17 protein-coding genes and 1 tRNA gene are annotated in these 19,170 nt (G+C 58.8%); 6 read left to right on the top strand and 12 right to left on the bottom strand.

Annotated features, from left to right (window positions below):
- The first annotated feature begins 63 nt into the window (after window positions 1-63).
- The gene (locus A0251_RS05735; RefSeq protein WP_062815870.1) at window positions 64-993 is read left to right on the top strand and encodes a DUF808 domain-containing protein; all 930 of its coding nucleotides are present in this window, start codon (window positions 64-66) and stop codon (window positions 991-993) included.
- Between the two features lie 314 nt (window positions 994-1,307).
- Window positions 1,308-2,762, top strand: coding sequence for a hypothetical protein (locus A0251_RS05740; RefSeq protein WP_062815871.1), 1,455 nt, complete (start codon window positions 1,308-1,310; stop codon window positions 2,760-2,762).
- A gap of 165 nt (window positions 2,763-2,927) precedes the next feature.
- Here the strand turns inward: A0251_RS05740 and A0251_RS05745 are convergent.
- The 5 genes from A0251_RS05745 to rpsU form a co-directional block, all read right to left on the bottom strand.
- Window positions 2,928-3,004, bottom strand: a tRNA-Ile gene (locus tag A0251_RS05745).
- Window positions 3,005-3,070: 66 nt separating this feature from the next.
- A complete protein-coding gene (rpoD, locus tag A0251_RS05750; RefSeq protein ID WP_062815872.1) occupies window positions 3,071-4,975 on the bottom strand; it encodes an RNA polymerase sigma factor RpoD in 1,905 nt (634 codons plus the stop codon).
- 184 nt (window positions 4,976-5,159) lie between these two features.
- A complete protein-coding gene (gene dnaG / locus A0251_RS05755) occupies window positions 5,160-7,061 on the bottom strand; it encodes a DNA primase (protein WP_062815873.1) in 1,902 nt (633 codons plus the stop codon).
- Between the two features lie 229 nt (window positions 7,062-7,290).
- Window positions 7,291-7,737, bottom strand: coding sequence for a GatB/YqeY domain-containing protein (locus A0251_RS05760; RefSeq protein WP_062815874.1), 447 nt, complete (start codon window positions 7,735-7,737; stop codon window positions 7,291-7,293).
- Between the two features lie 14 nt (window positions 7,738-7,751).
- Window positions 7,752-7,967, bottom strand: a complete 216-nt coding sequence (rpsU, locus tag A0251_RS05765; RefSeq protein ID WP_007148705.1) for a 30S ribosomal protein S21 — start codon at window positions 7,965-7,967, stop codon at window positions 7,752-7,754.
- A 160-nt stretch (window positions 7,968-8,127) separates the two neighbouring features.
- Here rpsU and tsaD point away from each other — a divergent pair, with 160 nt between their 5' ends.
- The gene (tsaD, locus tag A0251_RS05770) at window positions 8,128-9,153 is read left to right on the top strand and encodes a tRNA (adenosine(37)-N6)-threonylcarbamoyltransferase complex transferase subunit TsaD (protein WP_062815875.1); all 1,026 of its coding nucleotides are present in this window, start codon (window positions 8,128-8,130) and stop codon (window positions 9,151-9,153) included.
- Window positions 9,154-9,444: 291 nt separating this feature from the next.
- On the opposite strand, the gene plsY is transcribed toward tsaD, so the two are convergent.
- Window positions 9,445-10,035: a glycerol-3-phosphate 1-O-acyltransferase PlsY gene (gene plsY, locus A0251_RS05775; protein WP_255357608.1), complete on the bottom strand. Its 591-nt coding sequence runs from the start codon at window positions 10,033-10,035 to the stop codon at window positions 9,445-9,447.
- Between the two features lie 202 nt (window positions 10,036-10,237).
- Between plsY and folB the strand changes: the two genes are divergently transcribed.
- On the top strand, window positions 10,238-10,600 hold the full coding sequence (gene folB / locus A0251_RS05780; protein WP_035244902.1) for a dihydroneopterin aldolase: 363 nt from the start codon (window positions 10,238-10,240) through the stop codon (window positions 10,598-10,600).
- Entirely contained in the window at window positions 10,593-11,099 is a 507-nt protein-coding gene (gene folK, locus A0251_RS05785; protein ID WP_062815876.1) for a 2-amino-4-hydroxy-6-hydroxymethyldihydropteridine diphosphokinase, read from the top strand. The genes folB and folK overlap by 8 nt, the downstream gene beginning before the upstream one ends.
- Before the next feature lie 413 nt (window positions 11,100-11,512).
- Here folK and A0251_RS05790 read toward each other — a convergent pair whose 3' ends face one another.
- The 4 genes from A0251_RS05790 to A0251_RS05805 are packed head-to-tail and all read right to left on the bottom strand — an operon-like array spanning window position 11,513 to window position 14,844.
- Entirely contained in the window at window positions 11,513-12,457 is a 945-nt protein-coding gene (locus tag A0251_RS05790; RefSeq protein WP_062815877.1) for a DUF4124 domain-containing protein, read from the bottom strand.
- Window positions 12,430-12,843 (bottom strand): DUF4124 domain-containing protein, encoded by a 414-nt coding sequence (locus A0251_RS05795; protein ID WP_160052753.1) that lies wholly within the window; start codon window positions 12,841-12,843, stop codon window positions 12,430-12,432. Before A0251_RS05795 ends, A0251_RS05790 begins: the two co-directional genes overlap by 28 nt.
- A 34-nt stretch (window positions 12,844-12,877) precedes the next feature.
- Window positions 12,878-13,615 (bottom strand): pteridine reductase, encoded by a 738-nt coding sequence (locus A0251_RS05800; RefSeq protein WP_062815879.1) that lies wholly within the window; start codon window positions 13,613-13,615, stop codon window positions 12,878-12,880.
- Complete coding sequence (locus tag A0251_RS05805; protein ID WP_062815880.1) at window positions 13,594-14,844, bottom strand: multifunctional CCA addition/repair protein; 1,251 nt, start codon at window positions 14,842-14,844, stop codon at window positions 13,594-13,596. The genes A0251_RS05800 and A0251_RS05805 overlap by 22 nt, the downstream gene beginning before the upstream one ends.
- A gap of 311 nt (window positions 14,845-15,155) precedes the next feature.
- Here A0251_RS05805 and A0251_RS05810 point away from each other — a divergent pair, with 311 nt between their 5' ends.
- Window positions 15,156-16,073 carry a DMT family transporter gene (locus A0251_RS05810; RefSeq protein ID WP_062815881.1) on the top strand — a complete coding sequence of 306 codons (918 nt, stop codon included), beginning with the start codon at window positions 15,156-15,158 and terminating at the stop codon, window positions 16,071-16,073.
- A gap of 203 nt (window positions 16,074-16,276) precedes the next feature.
- On the opposite strand, the gene A0251_RS05815 is transcribed toward A0251_RS05810, so the two are convergent.
- Window positions 16,277-17,797 (bottom strand): SpoVR family protein, encoded by a 1,521-nt coding sequence (locus tag A0251_RS05815; protein ID WP_062815882.1) that lies wholly within the window; start codon window positions 17,795-17,797, stop codon window positions 16,277-16,279.
- Window positions 17,794-19,077, bottom strand: a complete 1,284-nt coding sequence (locus tag A0251_RS05820; protein WP_062815883.1) for a YeaH/YhbH family protein — start codon at window positions 19,075-19,077, stop codon at window positions 17,794-17,796. Before A0251_RS05820 ends, A0251_RS05815 begins: the two co-directional genes overlap by 4 nt.
- Between the last annotated feature and the right edge of the window lie 93 nt (window positions 19,078-19,170).

Raw genomic sequence — 19,170 nt, forward strand, 5'->3', positions numbered from 1 at the left:
AGTGACGGTAGACTCGGCCACTAATGCACGTGCAAGCGTGTTACGACGACAAAGGAGATTTTCATGGCCGGAACCAGCCTGCTTGCCCTGATCGATGATATTGCCACCTTGCTGGATGACGTTTCCGTTATGACCAAGGTGGCGGCCAAGAAAACCGCCGGGGTGCTGGGCGATGATCTGGCGTTGAATGCCGAGCAGGTGTCCGGCGTGAAAGCAAACAGGGAATTGCCAGTGGTGTGGGCGGTGGCCAAGGGGTCGGCTCTCAATAAGTTGATACTGGTACCTGCCGCCTTGTTGATCAGTGCCTTCCTTCCCTTGTTGATTACGCCGTTGCTGATGATAGGCGGCGCCTTCCTTTGTTACGAAGGTTGCGAAAAGCTGGTGCATAAGTTCTTTCACAAGGAAGAACAGGAACATGAGCATCGGGAAACCCTGAAAGCGGTTGCCGACCCGGCGGTGGACCTGGTGGCGTTTGAAAAGCAGAAGATCAAGGGCGCTATCCGCACCGACTTTATCCTGTCCGCCGAGATCATTGTGATTTCATTGGGGGCGGTACAGTCGGCGACTTTTGGTGTTCAGGTTGCGGCAATTTGTACCATTGCCGTATTGATGACGATCGGCGTTTACGGTCTGGTTGCCGGCATCGTGAAGCTGGATGACGCCGGCCTGTACCTGGCAAAGACGGATCCCCAGGCATCTGGCGCCGGGGCGCGAATTGCCCTGGGCAAAGGTATCCTGTTTCTCGCCCCCTGGTTGATGAAGACTTTGTCCGTGGTTGGTACTGCTGCCATGTTTCTGGTGGGGGGTGGCATCCTGGTCCACGGCATTCCCGGTTCCCACGACTGGGTGCATCACCTGCAGGAAATGGTTAGTGCAGTGTCCTGGTTGGTGCCGTTACTGGTAAACCTGATTGGCGGGCTGGTGGCAGGCGCCATGGTGCTTGCTGTCGTCACGATGGTGGGGCGGCTGCGCTCTGCCAGTGAGGGCTCATGAATATAGCGCAATAGTCCACTTGCTGATGTGTGGGGAGGCCGTGGTTCAGTGGTGCTTCGCCGGCCGTCCCGCCAGACTGATCTTGCCTTATACCACTTAAGCAGGTGGTCTCATTGCAGCCTGTGGGCTGCCCACGCCAGATCCTGTTGCGGCGAAAATGATAGTTTCGAGCTACTGGATTATTATGCGGTCGGGGAAAAATAAAACTGGATGCGCGTCACCGTATTGATAAGGCGGTGCTGCGATTAGAATGATATCGCTTCTGGCGGCCATCAGTAGGCTGCTACTTAGCCTGAAATCTCTTGGATAGCATTATGACAACAACAATGCGCTATAGTCTGGCATGCCTGGTCGCCTTGATGGCGACGGGCTGTGGGGGAGGCTCTTCATCCCGTGGCGATGCTGTCACGGAAACCACGAGCAGCGTACCAACCCGGGCCTGGTTTTATGACGCTGACGGCGCGCAGGTGGCGCGTATGCAGTTCCAATATCCCGATGAACTCACGATCAACGTGCAGTTGCACTCTGTCGGGCCGGATATGACCTGGGGTACAGAGGATGATACATCGCATCCTTATCTTCAGTGCCAGTACATGTCGGCGCCGACCCCTTTGCTGCGTTATCCAGACCTGTATTTTCTCGGCATGGCTAGATCGCCTACGGGAGCGACTGGACTGGCAGCTTTAGGCCTTTCGAATAACGGCCCGATGAAATGCCCGGTACGTAACGGTCGACGACTGCAGCAAGAGTCAGGTTACGTCACCGGCCTGTTCATGCCTGGCTTGGACTTTGGTTACAGTTACCTCATTAATGCCGACCTTGAGCATTTTGGCGGGACTGCAACGGAGGTGATCGACTACGAATTTGTCGGCCTGGACACAACGGTTGCCGAGATATTGGCGTTGTCAGAATTTACCTCTGATATCGACCTCACCACGGTGGATGAGTCTGATCTGCCCGCCATCGTCGATCACACGCAGACCAATACCGTCAGCTTTGATGCCGAGCAACGCCCTCTGAGCATTGACCTCGCTGCCGATAGCGTCTGGACGGCGGTGCTCGATGAGTATTGCATGGAGGCTGATCCCGTTGCCGTCTCGATCAAGCTTCTGAGGGGATGTTCTTCCGCCCATCAAACACGGTCCTACCGCTATCTGGATGATAGCGTCGAACAGGACATTCAGCGCTACAACGGCTCGACGTCCGCAGACTTGTATCCCTATACCGCCACTCGCCAGACCGACCGCGTGATCGTTCATCGCGGTACTGCCGATGCCGGTCCTGAATCGGGGAGGGATTACGAGTCCTATCTCTTCAATGCGTCAGAACAAGTGACGGCCAAGGTTCGAAGCTCATACGGGGAAGACGGGATTTGGGGCACAGAAGACGACCAGCAAGAGGCTGTTGAGGCTTATCACTATGATAGCAACGGCAGGCTCTACGAAGTGAGCTACTTCGGTTCGATAGTGCTTAGGTACGGTTACTACAACGATGGGAAATTGAAGCAGGTCGACCAATTTTTTGGTGAGTCCGACGTACCCTCGGAGCGAACGCTGGTCTCCTACCGACAGGGCGCGCCGGCGAAGATCACCGTGCAGAGGCGCGAAGGCGACCCGGATGATGGCCATGTGCTGCAGACGCGTATTGTCATGGAGTTTGCGCCCAGCGAAGAACACTGGCCTGAACTGTTTTCACCTGTACCCCTTTTCCCCGAGTTCCGGACGCCGCCCAGTATTGATGATCTGATGCGCTTCCAGCCGATAAGGTGATCAAGGAAATATAAGCGGTTCAGATGGGGCCGCTTTTTCTTTCTATAGACGGGCTATTTCCTGTCAAAAACTGCGGGGGGCATTTTATGCGGCATGTGAAGTACAAGTTGCCAGTTTGGGACAACGTATGCTTTACGCCACAGGGGGGGAATGCGCTGAAAGAATTGGTGGGCCCACCAGGACTTGAACCTGGGACCAATCGATTATGAGTCGACTGCTCTAACCAGCTGAGCTATAGGCCCGAAAAACGGAAGGACAATAAAATGCCGGCCGCCGATTATTCGGGGGCCGGCATTTTTTTTCAAGTGTTACAGGTCGCCGTCCAGGAAGCTGCGCAGGTGTTCGCTGCGGCTGGGGTGGCGCAGCTTGCGCAGTGCCTTGGCTTCTATCTGACGGATACGCTCACGGGTCACGTCGAACTGCTTGCCCACTTCCTCGAGGGTGTGGTCAGTGTTCATGTCGATGCCGAAGCGCATGCGCAGGACCTTGGCTTCCCGGGCGGTCAGGTTGGCCAGTACTTCGCGGGTGGCTTCTTCCAAGCCCAGCGAGGTAGCGGAGTCCACCGGGGATTCCATGTTGCCGTCCTCGATAAAGTCGCCCAGGCTGGAATCTTCATCGTCACCGATGGGGGTTTCCATGGAGATCGGTTCTTTGGCGATCTTCAGTACCTTACGGACCTTGTCTTCCGGCATTTCCAGACGCACGCCCAGTTCTTCCGGGGTCGGTTCGCGGCCCATTTCCTGCAGCATCTGGCGCTGTACCCGGTTGATCTTGTTGATCGTCTCTATCATGTGCACCGGGATACGGATGGTGCGCGCCTGGTCGGCGATAGAGCGGGTAATGGCCTGACGGATCCACCAGGTGGCATAGGTGGAGAACTTGTAGCCACGGCGGTATTCGAACTTGTCCACGGCCTTCATCAAGCCGATGTTGCCTTCCTGGATCAGGTCGAGGAACTGCAGACCACGGTTGGTATATTTCTTGGCGATGGAAATTACCAGACGCAGGTTAGCTTCCACCATTTCTTTCTTGGCGCGGCGGGCCTTGGCTTCGCCGATGGAAATGCGACGGTTGATTTCCTTGATGTCTGCCACCGGCAGGCCAATGATTTCCTCGACGGTGGTGATCTTGCGCTGGGCGCGCTGGATGTCTTCCTTGACCACGCTCAACTTGTCGGCAATGGTTTTGCCTTTCTTGGTCTTCAGTTGCTGGTCAACCCAGTCCATGTTGGTTTCGTTACCGGGGAACAGCTTGATGAAATCCTTGCGGTCCATGCCGCCGCGGCGGATGGCAGAGGACATGATCTGACGCTCGAATTTGCGCACCAAGTCCAGATTGTTGCGGGCGCCGACCAGCATCTCGTCGTAGATGCGCGGCACCAGCTTGAACAGGGTGAAGTGCTCGGCCAGGGCTTCCATGGCTTTGGCGGTGCTGGCATGGTCACGACCGTTGCGCTTGAGCGCGCGTTCGGCCTTCTCGTGCAGTTTCTTCAGCTCGGCAAAACGCTCGGCTGCCAGTACCGGATCCAGACCGCCCTCGTCCTCATCGCTATCGTCGTCGCTGTCCTTGTCGTCAGCGTCGTCATCATCATCGTCGTTTTCTTTGGCTTTTTCTTTCTCTTCAGCGGCTTTTTTGGCCTTCTCCGCGAAAGTCGGTTCCTTGTTGGCATTGGTGGCGGCCGCGCCGTCATCATTGGGGTCAAGGTAACCGGCGATGATATCGGTGAGCTTGCGCTCTTCGTTTTCCACGCGGGCGTATTCGTCGATCAGCATGTCCACGGCGCCGGGCCAGAAGGCCAGGGCGTGCAGAACTTCCCGGGTGCCTTCCTCGATACGCTTGGCGATCTCGATTTCGCCTTCACGGGTCAGCAGTTCCACCGTGCCCATTTCGCGCATGTACATACGCACCGGGTCGGTGGTGCGGCCGGGCTCGCTCTCTACGGAGGCGAGAACAGCGGCAGCTTCTTCGGCGGCAACTTCGTCAGTGCTGTCAGCACTTTCATCGATCATCAGCTGATCGGCATCGGCGGCTTTTTCCACCACGGTGATGCCCATGTCGTTGATCATCTGAATGATGTCTTCCACCTGGTCCGTGTCGGTGATGGACTCCGGCAAGTGGTCATTCACTTCGGCGTAGGTCAGGTAACCCTGTTCCTTGCCGAGTGCGATCAACTGCTTCAGCTGGGATTGTTGCTGCTGCTTTTGAGTCGTCATGCAATAAAGCCCGTAACGTCGTGCTAGCTTGCCGTGGCTGACTAGCGGATTGTGGCGTGGGAAAACGGCGTATTATACCGGTATGTGGGGATTTCGGCCAGTAATTGCAAGACTACGGGCCGGATGGGGGTGAATTGTTTTTGGTATTACTTGTCTTTGAAAATCATGGGGTTACAGGCTTTTCCTAGTTGAAGGGCTGGCGGGCGTGCTGGCGAGCTTCGGCAAGGGCCCGGTGCAGTTCCTGCCATTGGGCCGTGTCCGGGATGCCGGCTTGCTCCATTTCATGGAGAGCCGCCTCCAGGCGAGTGACTTCCAGCTGGGAGAGAGCATCCTGCCAGAGCCGGGTCGCCATCTCTTTTTGCATGGGCGGCTTGAGACTGGCCTTGAGCAGGCGGGACAGGGTTTCCCCCTGCTCCAGTGCCATCAGGGCGCCGAGCAGGGCGGCGGGGCTGTGGTTCTGTCGGCACAGGCCGGCTACCTGTATCAGCAGATCAATGTGCGGCATGGGGAGCCGCTCAACGCCGTCAGGTAGTGGATGCTCGCTGACCAGGTCCGGGTAATCCAGCAGCACCAGGACCAGTCGTTCTGATAGGGTCATCGGGCCCTTGCGGCTGCCTCCCGGGTGGCGCGGTGGCCGGCTGTAGGAGTCGGCCGGATCGCTGTTGTCCGCCGGGTAGAAATCGTCCGGTGGCGGCATGGCGTCGCCATATTCCTCGGGCATGAACTGGTCATGGGAGTGCGGTGCCGGTTCGGCGCGAGGAGCGGGGGCAGGCTCCGTCCTGGGGGCCGGTTTAAGCTGTGCCAGAGATTCCTTGTCCAGGCGTGTCAGTTGTGACAGTTCCTGGGTCAGCAACGCCCGGTAGACCGGCCCGGCGGGCTTGTCCAGATAGGGCAGGGCAAGCCGGGCCAGGCGGGCGCGGCCGTCCACGGTGGACAGGTCCAGCCCGTCGGACAGATGCCGGAAAAGATAGGTGGAAAGGGCGTCGGCCTTTTCGGTGAGCGCGCGCAGGGCTTCAGGGCCCTGCTGACGCACCAGGGTGTCCGGGTCTTCCCCGTCGGGCAGAAACAGGAAGCGCACCTGTTTGCCGTCGTCCAGCGCGGGGAGCAGGGATTCCAGTGCTCGCCAGGCGGCCCGCACACCGGCCTGGTCACCATCAAAGCAGAGCACCACTTCGTTGACCTGGCGGAACAGCTTGCGGGCGTGGTCTTCTGTGGTGGCGGTGCCCAGGGTGGCGACCACATTGGGTACCCCGTGCTGGGCCAGGGCGATCACGTCCATGTAACCCTCCACCACATAAAGGCGGTCGCTGCGGTCGCGGCTTTGCCGCCATTCCCACAGACCGTAGAGCTCCTGGCCCTTGTGGAAGACCGGGGTTTCCGGGCTGTTCAGGTATTTGGGTTTGCCGTCGCCCAGCACCCGCCCCCCAAAGCCGATGGTGCGTCCGCGGGTGTCGCGGATCGGGAAAATAATACGATCCCGAAATTTGTCATAGGTGCGGCCGGTGTCTTCCCGGCGCACCAGCAACCCGGCGGTCAGGGCCTGCTCAAGCCCTGCTTCAGTGAGTGACAGGCCGGTGATCAGGTTGTCGTAGCCCGGCGGGGCAAAACCGACGCCGAAGCGTTTGGCGATTTCCCCGCTGAGCCCGCGTCCCTTCAGGTAGGTCACCGCTTTTTGTCGCTCCGGGGCCTGGCGCAATTGCTGGCAGTAGAATTTTTCGGCTCGGCTGAGCAGGTCATAGAGGGACTGCAGGCGGTCCTTCTTCTGTCGGTCAGCGGGGGTTTCCGGGCGGCTTTCCGGAACTTCCATGCCGGCACGGCTGGCCAGTTGCTTGACCGCTTCCGGGAAGCTCTGATGCTCGTATTCCATCAGGAAACCCACCGCATTGCCGGAGGCGCCACAGCCAAAGCAGTAGTAGAACTGCTTGTCCGGCGCCACGGTGAAGGACGGGGTCTTTTCCTGATGGAAGGGGCAGCAGGCGCTGTAATTGCGGCCGGTTTTTTTCAGGGGCACGCGGGAGTCGATCAGCTCCACCAGATCGGTGCGGGCCAATAGATCCTGTATGAAATTTTCCGGAATGCGTGCCATGGGTCTGATTTTGCCAGAATGGGAGTTGGGGCCGCTAAGTATGCAGGGCGATATACCGAGGCTTCTTATTCAAACAGAAACCGCAGGGTGGCGGTAGCAGCGCTTTGAAACCCGGTGTCGGTTTCTCACGGTTTACGGTCAGAAAAAGCCGGAAAACGGTGGGCAGCAAGAACCGCTGAAGTTGCAGATAAGGTTATTCAGAGTCGCCGGATACAGGAAAGCGGCTCAATCAGTTGAGCTTGGCGCGAACCTTGCCACTGGCGGCGCCCATGTCGGCACGGCCCTGGAGTTGCGGCTTGAGAATGCCCATCACCTTGCCCATATCCTGCATGCCTGCGGCACCGGTCTGGGAAATGGCATCATCAATCAGGGCGTCGATCTCGTCGTCGCTCAGTTGGGCGGGGAGAAACTCCTGGAGTACCAGGATTTCCGCTTCTTCGGTTTCCGCCAGTTCCGGGCGGCCCGCGTCGCGGTATTGGGTGGCGGAATCCTTGCGCTGCTTGATCAGCTTGTCGAGCAATGCCAGTACGCGGGCGTCATCGGGCTCGATGCGCTCGTCCACTTCGATTTGCTTGATCGCTGACAGCGCCATACGAAAAACGCCAAGACGTGCCTTTTCTTTGGCACGCATGGCGTCTTTCATGGCTGCAGTGAGCTGCTCTTTGAGCGCACTCATCAGACGTCTAAACCTTAGTAGAGACGTTTGCGTGCGAGTTGCTCACGCTGCAGTTTCTTAAGGTGACGCTTGACGGCTGCGGCACGCTTGCGCTTACGCTCTTGAGTGGGCTTCTCATACTGTTCGCGACGACGCACTTCAGAGAGAATGCCCGCTTTTTCACAGCCACGCTTGAAACGGCGCAGGGCCACATCAAACGGTTCGCCTTCTTTCACCTTCACCTGAGGCATGAAGAATCACCTTCCTAAAAGTCTTTGGGTTATATGGATTCGCCGCGGGCTCAGGTGGTCCCGGGTGCGGCGAGGGCGGGGATTCTACCTGAGTCGGGAAGAAATGCAAATCCGGGCGTCTGGCGCTATCATGGCGCCCGGATTTCAAGGGGTGAGCAACATGCGTGTATTGGGTATCGAATCAAGCTGCGACGAGACCGGGGTGGCGATTTACGACTCCGACGCCGGTCTGCTGGGGCAGGCCCTGTACAGCCAGGTGGAGATGCATGCCCGTTTTGGTGGCGTGGTCCCGGAGCTGGCCAGTCGCGATCATGTGCAGCGGGTACTGCCCCTGGTAAAACAGGTCATGGCGGAAGCCGCTACCACCCCGGATCAGCTTGATGGCATCGCCTATACGGCCGGTCCCGGCCTGGCTGGAGCCCTGCTGGTAGGGGCCGGCGTGGCCCGGTCGCTGGCTTTTGGCTGGGGTGTCCCCGCCGTGGAAGTCCACCATATGGAAGGCCATTTGCTGGCCCCCCTGCTGGAGCCGGATGCCCCGTCGTTTCCCTTTGTGGCACTGCTGGTCAGTGGCGGGCATAGCCTGTTGCTGGAAGCGCGCTCCCTGGGGGATTACGCCATTCTGGGCGAATCCGTGGATGATGCCGCCGGCGAAGCCTTCGACAAGGCCGCCAAGATGATGGGATTGGGCTACCCCGGCGGCCCGCGTATTGCTGCCCTGGCGGAGAAAGGGACGCCGGGCCGGTTCCGTTTCCCGCGGCCCATGACTGACCGCCCCGGCCTGGACATGAGCTTTTCCGGCCTGAAAACGTTTACGCTCAACACCATCAACGATCTGGGCGGCAGGGACGCTCTCAGCGAGCAGGACCAGGCAGATATCGCCCTGGCGTTTGAAGAGGCCGCGGTGGATACCCTGGTGATCAAGTGCCGCCGGGCGGTGGAGCAGACCGGTGACAAGCGCTTGGTGATGGCCGGCGGAGTGAGCGCCAATCGGGCATTACGTGCCAAGCTGGCAGAGCAGATGGAAAAGCGAGGGGTACGTGTGTTTTATCCCGCGCCCCAGTACTGCACCGATAACGGCGCCATGATCGCTTTTGCCGGCGCCTTGCGCCTGCAGGCGGGGGAGAGTGCGGAGCTGCCCATCAAGGTCCGACCACGCTGGCCGCTGACGGAACTGGCCTCTCTCTAACGGCTACCTGCCTTTCTGTAGGAGCGCCTCTTGAGGTGCGAACCACGCGTCAGCGTGGAAATCGCCCGTAGGGCGATCAGGACTGACAGGTATCGCGTGAGTAATTTGGTGGCACCTGCAAGTCCTGCTTCCTAGCTCAGCCTCAGATTCGTCCCTCAAGAGGTAGTATTCGCTACGCTCACCCTTCGGGCCGCACTGCACTACGTGCGTTACTCCGCTGCGCTCCGTTCCTACAGCGGCTTTGTTGATATCAAGAATCGCGCCGCCAGCGACGCTCCTACGGTGAGGGGGCTAGTCTTTCTTCCTGAACCCCAGTTCTTCCCCGCGCAGCAGTTTTTGCAGGTTGCTGCGGTGGCGCAGGATCATCACCAGGGACAGTGCCAGCATGGGCCAGAAGGCCTGGGGTAGCCAGGCGAAGATACAGGCCGGGGCCACCACGAAGGCGCTTAATGAGGCCAGGGAAGAGATGCGGGTGAGAGCGAACACCAGCAGCCAGACGACGCCGGCCACCAGGCCGCTGGGCCAGTGCAGGGCAAACAACAGCCCGAAGGCCGTGGCCACGCCCTTGCCGCCCTGGAAGTGGAAAAACACCGGGAACAGATGGCCGAGAAAGGCGAAGGTGCCCACCAGCGCGGCCACGAAGGGTCCCATGTCCAGATAGCGGGCCAGCACCACCGGGATCACCCCTTTCAGCACATCGCCCAGTAACGTGAGCGCCGCGGCGGGCTTGCCGCCAATACGCAGCACATTGGTGGCACCGGGGTTGTTGGAGCCCTGGGTGCGCGGGTCCGGGTAGCCGAACAGTCGGCACACCAGAATCGCGCTGGAAATGGAGCCCATCAGATAGCCGGCTGCACACAATGGCAGCAGCCAAAACCACACGTCCTGTAATGTCCCTGCTTGCACCGGCTATAATCTCCCTTCACATCGCCGGGGTGGCGACTTCTGCATGCTTGGCAGGCATTTATTGTACACATGGCGACACGCCTGCCTGCGTTGCAAGCGTAACATCTGATTACCCAAAGTGGGATTCATGCAGATGGAAAGTCGCTTTCCCGTGAAACCTGCGCCAATGAGGGCGAGTATGGACATTGTTTATATCAATGATTTGAAAGTGGATACCGTGATCGGGATTTTCGACTGGGAGCGGCGTATCCGCCAGACTGTCAGTCTGGATCTGGAAATGGCAGCGGATATCCGCAAGGGCGCAGCGTCTGATCACATTGACGATGCGCTGGATTACAAGGCTATTGGCAAGCGTGTGATCGCGTTTATCGAAGGCAGTGAATTCCAGCTGGTGGAAACCCTGGCGGAAAACGTGGCCCAGTTGGTGATCGGCGAATTCAATGTGCCCTGGTTGAAACTGCGGCTGAGCAAGCCTGGTGCTCTGCGTGGGTCGCGGGATGTGGGTGTGATTATCGAAAGGGGTCAAAAACCCAATGGGTAATAAGGATCAAACCGCCCGGGTGTATCTGAGTCTGGGCTCCAATATCGACCGGGCGCACAATATTCGTTCCGGCCTGCAGGCACTGGCTGCTGCCTTCGGCAGGTTGGCGATCAGCCCGGTCTATGAAAGCGAGGCGGTGGGTTTTTCCGGCGATGCCTTCTACAACCTGGTGGTGGGTATTGATACCACCCTGCCGGTGGGCGAGCTTGCCGCCCTGTTGCGGGATATCGAGAAAGACCATGGCCGGGTGCGTGGGGAGAAGAAATTCTCTAGCCGGACCCTGGATATCGACATCCTCACTTATAACGATCTCACCGGCGAGATCGACGGGGTGCAACTGCCCCGTGACGAAATCCTCAAACACGCCTTCGTTCTCAAACCCCTGGTGGACCTGGCTCCCGATGCATTTCACCCGGAAATCGGCAAGCCCTACCGGCAGTTGCTGGAAGAGTCGGATTTTGCCGGGCAGGCATTGTGGGTGGTGGAGTTGGAAGCGTAGTTGCGAGCTACGAGCTACGCTCGATTGGAGAGGGGAAGACTGGAAAGTTCCTCAAGTTCCGAGATACCTACGAAGCCGCCTGTAGGAGTACCTCTTGAGGTGCGAACCGCGCTTGCGCGGAAATCGCCCGCAGGGTGATCAGGAATCTCAGAGCTCGACAGGTTTCAGAAAAGAATGGCTGGCACCAGGATCTCTGTCGCCTCGCCCTGGCTCGGATTCGTCCCTCAAGAGGTATTATTCGCTGCGCTCACCCTTCGGGCCGCACTGCACTAAGTGCGTTACTCCGCTGCGCTCCGTTCCTACAGTGGCTTTGTAGCCAGTTTTGTGGGGCGCCGAACCTGTGTTCGCGGGGCTGGGCGGGAATCGTTTTACTGAATCTCTCTCGCGTTGCAGTGTGCAGCGTGTCACTTCTTTCAATACCAGTGCGGAGTCATGTCGCTCTGTGCCCAGCGGAAAAAGTCATATTCCAGTCGTGTCAGTCCCCCCGGATAGATCTGGTCGATTCGTTGCAGGGTGGGGCGGCGGTCGGTTTTTTCCAGTTCCTGTAACAGTTTGCGCAAGGTGCTGCGGCCTACCGGCTTGGACATCAGGAAAGCGGTGGTGGCCCAGGCCACGGTATAGGGAATGGCATCAAGTTGATGGGCCATGCGTCGCCACTGCCTGTCATCCAGAGACAGATACTGGCGCAGGGTAATCAGCCGTCCTTCATCCATCCATTGACGAATTCGGGCCTGGGCATCGGCCAGCGCTTCCACTTTCAGGCGCCCATCGGGCTGCACCTGCAGGGTCTGAAAATATTGGGCGAGCCCCTCATGGAGCCAGACCGGTGACGCCGGAGAGAGCTGGTAGAGCAGCACGTGACTGCTTTCATGGAGAATTGTCTGTGCGACTTGCTGATCGTTTCCCCAGCGCCAGACCGCCACTTCATTACTGGCAGGTATGAAGACGCCGGCATAGTGGGCGTTGCTGGAGCCGATACGATCCTCCATCCATTGACGGAAATCCGCCTGATGTTCGAACAGATACAGGTTCACCTGGGCGGTGCCGTGCAAGTCCAGTCCGAAATCGTTGCGGTAGCGCCGGTAGATGAAGCGAATCGCCTCCAGGGTCCTGTCGTGAAGTTCCCCGGGCAGGGTGAAGTCCTTGCGTAGCTGGGAGATTTCCAGTTCCTGGATAACCGGCGAGGTCCTGGGGGTAACCTTCTGGCTCTCCAGTTGCTCCGGCGGCCGATCGCCAAAGTGCAGTTTGCCGTTCTCGTCTCGCCACTGGAAGATGTCCCCGTGGGCTGCCAGTGAGGTGATCAGGACCGCGGCGCTGAAACCGGTGCGGATCAGGAATTGCAGTTTCTTTGAATCCACTGACGTACCTCTTCCTTGTCCTTTTCAACCTGATCCAGCGTGGGGTGGGTGACCTTGCCGTCCTCATCCTGATAGACGAAACGGCCGTGCAGTCGTTTCAATTTTGCCCTGGCTTCCTTGCATTGTCTGGCGATAGCGTCCTGCTGTTCCCGTTGTTCGGATGCCTGTTCGCGCTGTTCTGCTTTCTCACTCTGGCGAAGCCGCAGGGCGCGCTCGTTGATTTCCCTGACGCGATCACCCTGGCCGATTTTGGGGGGTGCCTTGATATCCATTTTCTCGTGCTGCTCCTGGGGGGGCTGATCACCAAAGTGCCAGTTGCCCTCTGCGTCCTGCCAGCGATATACCTCCGCGTTGGCGAGAAGCGGCAGTACGAGCAGTAGTGTCATGATTCCCTTCATGGTTTCCCCTAATCAGTGGTGGTTAGCTTCCTTGCAGTGTCAGTGAGCGCCCGCCGTCCACCGCCAGAATCTGGCCAGTGACAAACGGCGCCTGGGTGCCGAGCCACCATACCGTCTCAGCGATGTCCCGGGGCGTGCCGCAACGTTTCAGTGCGGTGGCATCCTGGATGTCCTGCTGATTCATCTGCCCGGCCTCCGGCCACAGGATGGGGCCGGGGGACACGCCGTTGACGCGAATATCCGGGCCCAGTTCCCGGGCCAGGCTGCGTGTCATCATGGCAAGGCCGGCCTTGGCCATGCAATACAGAGTATGGTGTTGCAGCGGTTTTTCCGCGTACACATCCACAATATTCACAATGCTGCCATGTCGTTCGCTCAATGCCGGTGCCAGCTTCTGGCTCAGGATAAACGGCGCACGCAGGTTGCTGTGAACCAGCCTGTCCCAGTCGGCATCATCGGCCTGATCGACGGGGGTCGGGTAAAAGCTGGAGGCATTGTTAACCAGCAGGTCCATACGGCCGAAGCAAGCCAGGGCATCGGCTGCCAGCTGGCGCACCTGATCAGGCTGGTCCAGATCCGCCTGCAGCAGGGCGGCGCTGTCCGCCCGTTCCGCGTTCAGGCTGTCAGTCAGTGCGCGAGCGTCATCGGCACTGTTGCGATAATGAATGATGACCCGCATGCCGTTGCGGTGCAGAGTGCGAACGATTTCTGCGCCAATGCGACGGGCGCTGCCGGTGATCAGGGCGACGGAATCTGCCATGTCTTTTTAAACTCACTTTTGTAGTGGGAGAGTGCGTGAATGCGGGCCTTCTCAATGGCCTCGCCCAGTGCCGGCCCCTCATTGCCCTCCTTGCGCAGCGCTGCCACATCAATATTCCTGACGGCCTGTGCCGCGCCGCGCAGGTAATCCACCTGGGGATAGGGGCGGTCTTCCAGTCCGGTACGACCGCGGGCATCCGCTTCGCAGGCGAGCAGAAACTCCTCCAGCCGTTCCGGGCGACGGACCACATCCAGCGTCTTCAGCAGCTTCCAGACCGTGGCGGGCTTGAGCTCCAGCGCCCGGTGACAGTGGGTATGGTATTCCGCCACCAGAGCCGCCAGGGTGGCGGCGTCTTTGGGGACGCGCCAGCGCTTTGACACGGTTTTCGCCAGCCGCGCGCTGCGGATTTCGTGGGCGATATGTCGGGGCCATTCTTCCTTGGGCGTCTTGCCCTTACCCAGATCGTGGCAGAGGACCGCGTAACGTGCCGTCAACGGCAGGTTCAGTCGACTGGCCTGTTCCAGACACAGCCATTGGTGCACCAGGGTGTCCACTTCCGGATGGTGTTGTTCCGGTTGCGGCACGCCATCCAGAGCCGCCAGTTCCGGTAGCAGCACTTTCAGTGCGCCGCAGGCATGCAATACCTGAAAAAAGACCTGCGGGTCCCGTTCCATCAGCGCCCGGCTGGTTTCCTTCCAGACCCGTTCCGGCACCAGGTAATCCAGCTCGCCGCTGTCAGCCAGTTGTCGCATCAAGGCCAGGGTGTCATCGGCCACCCGGAATCCCAGCCAGTGGTAGCGCGCGGCAAACCGGGCCACCCGCAATACACGCAAGGGATCTTCGGCAAAGGCCGGTGAGACATGGCGTAACAGGCGCGCTTTGAGATCAATGCGACCGTTGAAAGGATCAACCACCCGGCCCCCTTCTTCCCGGGCCATGGCATTGATGGTCAGATCACGACGCACCAGATCATCCTCGAGACTGACGTCCGGTGCCGCGTGAAAGGTGAAACCGCCATAACCGTGGCCAGACTTGCGCTCGGTCCGTGCCAGGGCGTATTCCTCCTGGGTTTTCGGATGCAGAAAGACGGGGAAGTCCTGACCCACCGGGCGGAACCCCCTGGCCTGCATATCGTCGGGAGTCGCGCCGACGACAACCCAGTCTCTTTCGGTTACCGGGAGTCCCAGTAACGCATCCCGCACGGCGCCACCCACCAGATAAATTTTCATCTTGTGCGCTCTCGTTATCTTGGACAGAATGGTCGCATGCTTTCTATCGTACTGAAACTACACATGCTGGTCGCAGACCGCTGTGCACGCAAATGGCGTGCGCAGGGACCGCGGCTGTGTGACTGATAGTTTCAGTTCTGCAAAAGGCCGCAGTGTCCCTGACCTGCGGCCTTTTTTCGTTTTGGGGGTTGCAGGTCGGTCTTTAGTTGCGAGGCACGAGTTTCGAGTTGCGAAAATCTTTAAACATGCGCGTTTTTAGGTTTTCGAAACTCGATTCTCGGGACTCGCGACTCTTAATCAAGGAGAACGACATGCCTACCCTGGCAGCATATTTGATCGTGGTAGCGGTGTGGGCGACGACACCGCTGGGGATTAAATGGAGTGGTGACGCCATGGCGCCGCTGGCGGCGGCCGGGGTGCGTATGGCAATTGCTGCGCTGCTGGGGCTGTTGTGGTTGAGCTGGAAACGTCAGACATTGCCCCTGCATGGCCGCGCCCTGCTGAGTTATACCGTTGCCTTGCCGGGCATATTTGGAGCCATGGCATGCAGTTACATGGCGGCGACCTCTTTGCCCTCCGGGCTGATTTCCGTGATTTTTGGCCTGGCACCATTGATCTCCGGTCTGATGATGCAGAGCCTGCCGGGCAGCGTTCGCCTGAACGGCTGGCACTGGAGCGCTTGTCTGCTCGGCCTGTTGGGGCTGGCACTGGTGTTTGATGAGAGCCTGGCCGGGCTGTTGGGAGGGGCAGCGCTGGGTGAGCGGGGCAATGGACTCGTGTGGATGTTGTCCGCGGTAACCCTGTTTGCCGGTAGCGGTATTGCCGTCCAGCGGGTCGCCGCCGGTTTGCAGCCCATGCAGCAAACCGTGGGTGGGCTAATTCTGTCATTGCCCTGCTATGGGGTCGCCATGTTGATTGCCGGTCAGACCTTTGCGTATAGCGGTGATCTGCGCGGGCTTTCCGCGATTATTTATCTGGCAGTGTTCGGGTCCCTGCTGGGCTTCTACTGCTATTTTCAGATTCTGTCGCGGCTGCCTGCTGCCACGGTGGCCCTGGTGACCCTGATTACGCCGGTGTTGGCGCTGACGCTGGGTAATCTGCTCAATGGTGAAAAGCTGGGGAGCATGGTCCTGATCGGCGCGGGGGTGATTGTGCTGGCGTTATCCCTGTTTGTGCTGGGGGATCATCAGGTGCGGCGACAGATAAAGCAGTTTCAAGTGGAAAGTTGAAAGTGCCAACGCGGCTCGAACGATTTTGGATGTTTTGAGTAAGCGGCACTTTCAGGGTGCACTGAGCGCAAGCGAACGGCACCGCTGCGGCCCTGGGTTGGTGCAGTTCGCTTGGGCTCAGTGCACCCTGCACATTCTGGTTGTTACGGGGTTTCCTGATGGCCGCGACCTTTGCCGTTTCGTCTCGCGGCACAGGCTATGGGTTACGAAGAAACGGCAGGAGCCGGCTCTGGCGGCATGCTGTGATGGCTGACTACGGTGCCGTTCTCAACGCTTTCCAGGTGCACGTCGAATTTCCACAGGCGATGCAGGTGGCGGAGGACTTCCCGGGCGCTGTCGTCATCCAGGGGGCGGCCGCTGCTGCGCTGGTGGCGCAGGGTCAGGGCCCGGTCACCATGGACGTTGGCGCGGACGATCTGGATGTTGGGTTCCTGAATGCTCAGGTTGTACTGCTCGGCCAGGGCGTCGCGGACTTTGCGGTAGCCCTGTTCATTGTGAATGGCGGCCACCTCTACGTAATCGTTGCGGTCGTCATCGTCGATCTGGAAGAACTTGAAGTATCGGATCAACCGTGGGGACAGAAACTGCTGAATAAAGCTTTCGTCCTTGAAGCTCTCCATGGCGAACTTGACCGTTTCCACCCAATTTGAGCCGGCAATTTCGGGGAACCATTCCCGGTCCTCGTCATCCGGAGTTTCGCAGATGCGTCGGATATCCTGGAACATGTTGAAGCCCAGCGCATAGGGGTTCATGCCGCTGTAGAAGGGCGCCGTGAACGGGGGCTGATAGATCACCTGGCTGTGATTCTGCAGAAACTCCAGCATGAAACCATCGGTGACCAGACCCTTGTCGTAGAGATCATTGAGCAGGGTGTAGTGCCACAGGCAGGCCCAGCCCTCGTTCATGACCTTGGTCTGGCGTTGGGGATAGAAATACTGGGCCATCTTGCGCACGATGCGGATGATCTCCCGCTGCCAGGGTTTTAGCAGTGGGGCATTTTTCTCCAGAAAATAGAGCAGATTTTCCTGCGGTTCCGCGGGAAAGGTATCGCTCTGCTCGCGCAGCTGAGTGGCGGGCTGCAACTGGGGGAAGGTACGCCATAATTCAGATACCTGTTTCTGCAGGGACTCTTCCCGTTCGCGCTGGCGCCGCTTTTCTTCGATGGCAGAAATCGGAGAAGGGCGTTTGTAGCGGTCCACGCCGTAGTTCATCAGGGCATGACAGGAGTCCAGAGTCTCTTCCACGGCGGTAACACCGTGGCGCATTTCGCAATCTGCGATATAGTTTCGTGCGAATACCAGGTAATCAATGATGGACGAGGCATCGGTCCAGGTCTTGAACAGGTAATTGTTCTTGAAAAAAGAGTTGTGTCCGTAGCTGGCATGAGCAATCACCAGGGCCTGCATGGCGATACTGTTTTCTTCCATCAGGTAAGCAATGCAGGGGTCGGAGTTGATGACGATCTCATAGGCCAGCCCCATCTGCCCTCGCCGATAGCGGCCTTCCACCTCCACGAATTGCTTGCCGAAGGACCAGTGGTTGTAACCCACCGGCATGCCCACCGAGGAGTAGGCGTCCATCATCTGCTCGGAGGAAATGACCTCGATCTGATTGGGGTAAGTATCCAGGCCATATTTATTGTGGGCGATATCGGCGATAGCCTCGTCATAGCGTGCCAGCAGTTCGAAATCCCAGTCGGACCCTTCGGAGAGATAGCGGCTCATGCATCCTCCATGCGTTTCTTGAAAAGGTGCCGGAAGACCGGGTAGATCTCACCGGGCTCATCAATCTGTGCCATGGAGAAGGCGGCGGGGTGCTTTGCCATGATGTTCTGGTAATGATCCCAGAGGGCCTGGTGAGCCCGTGGCATCACTTCCACGTAGGAGAAGTACTGCAGTTTGGGGAGCAGTTCTTCCTCAATCAGTTTGGCGCAGGCGGGGGAGTCGTCGTTCCAGTTGTCGCCGTCGGAGGCCTGGGCCGCATAGATATTCCATTCCGTCACCGGGTAACGGTCATTGATGATATCGCGGGTGAGTTTCAGGGCACTGGAGACAATGGTGCCGCCGGTCTCCCGGGAATAGAAAAACTCTTCTTCATCCACTTCCTTGGCGCTGGTGTGGTGGCGGATAAACACCACCTCGATCTTTTCGTAATTGCGTTGCAGAAACAGATACAGCAGCAGGAAGAAGCGTTTGGCCAGATCTTTCATGTCCTGATTCATGGAACCGGACACATCCATGATGCAGAACATGACGGCGCGACTCACCGGCACCGGCACTTTGACATGATGGTTGAAGCGAAGGTCCACGGTATCCAGAAACGGGATGCGTTCCACCCGCCGCTCCAGTTTGGCAATCTGCTCGTCCAGTTCCTGCAGGCGTGCCTGGCGTTGTGGTGACTGGTCCTGTTGCAAAAGCGCCTCGCGCTCTGCTTTCAGGTCCCGGATACGGCGGCGCGTGGCGGCGGTGAGCGCCCGGCGTCGCATGGATGCCTGGCGCATGGAGCGGACAATATTGATCTTGGCGGGCATGCCCTGGCTGACAATGCCACCATGTTTGGTCTGGAAGGTCTGGGCACCTTCCATATGGCGTTTTACCAGATTGGGCAGCTCCAGATCTTCAAACAGGAAGTTGAGAAACTCCTGTTTGTCGATTTCAAAGGCGAAGGCGTCCTCGCCGTCCCCCTGATTGCTGGCCTGGCCATCGCCGGAACCCTGGCCGCCTCCGCCTTCCGGGCGAGCAATCCGGTCACCCTGATGAAATTCCTTGTTGCCGGGATGAACAATGCTGCGCTGGCCGCCAGGGCCATGGTGGAAGATGGGCTCGGACAGGTCCTTGCGAGGGATGCTGATGCGCTCGCCCTGTTCCATGTCCTTGATGGAACGACGGTTGACGGCATCGTTGACCGCTTCACGGATATGCTTGCGATAACGACGCAAAAAGCGCTGGCGATTGACGGTGCTCTTGCGCTTGTCGTTCAGGCGGCGATCAATGATGTAGCTCATTCGCTTCTCCCGACTTCACCGGCGGCATTGTAGGAGCGCCGCTTGAGGCGCGAATTGGCACAGCTGGTTTGCGCCTCAAGCGGCGCTCCTACA

Source organism: Alcanivorax sp. NBRC 102024 (assembly GCF_001602235.1).
Classification (GTDB): Bacteria; Pseudomonadota; Gammaproteobacteria; order Pseudomonadales; family Alcanivoracaceae; genus Alcanivorax.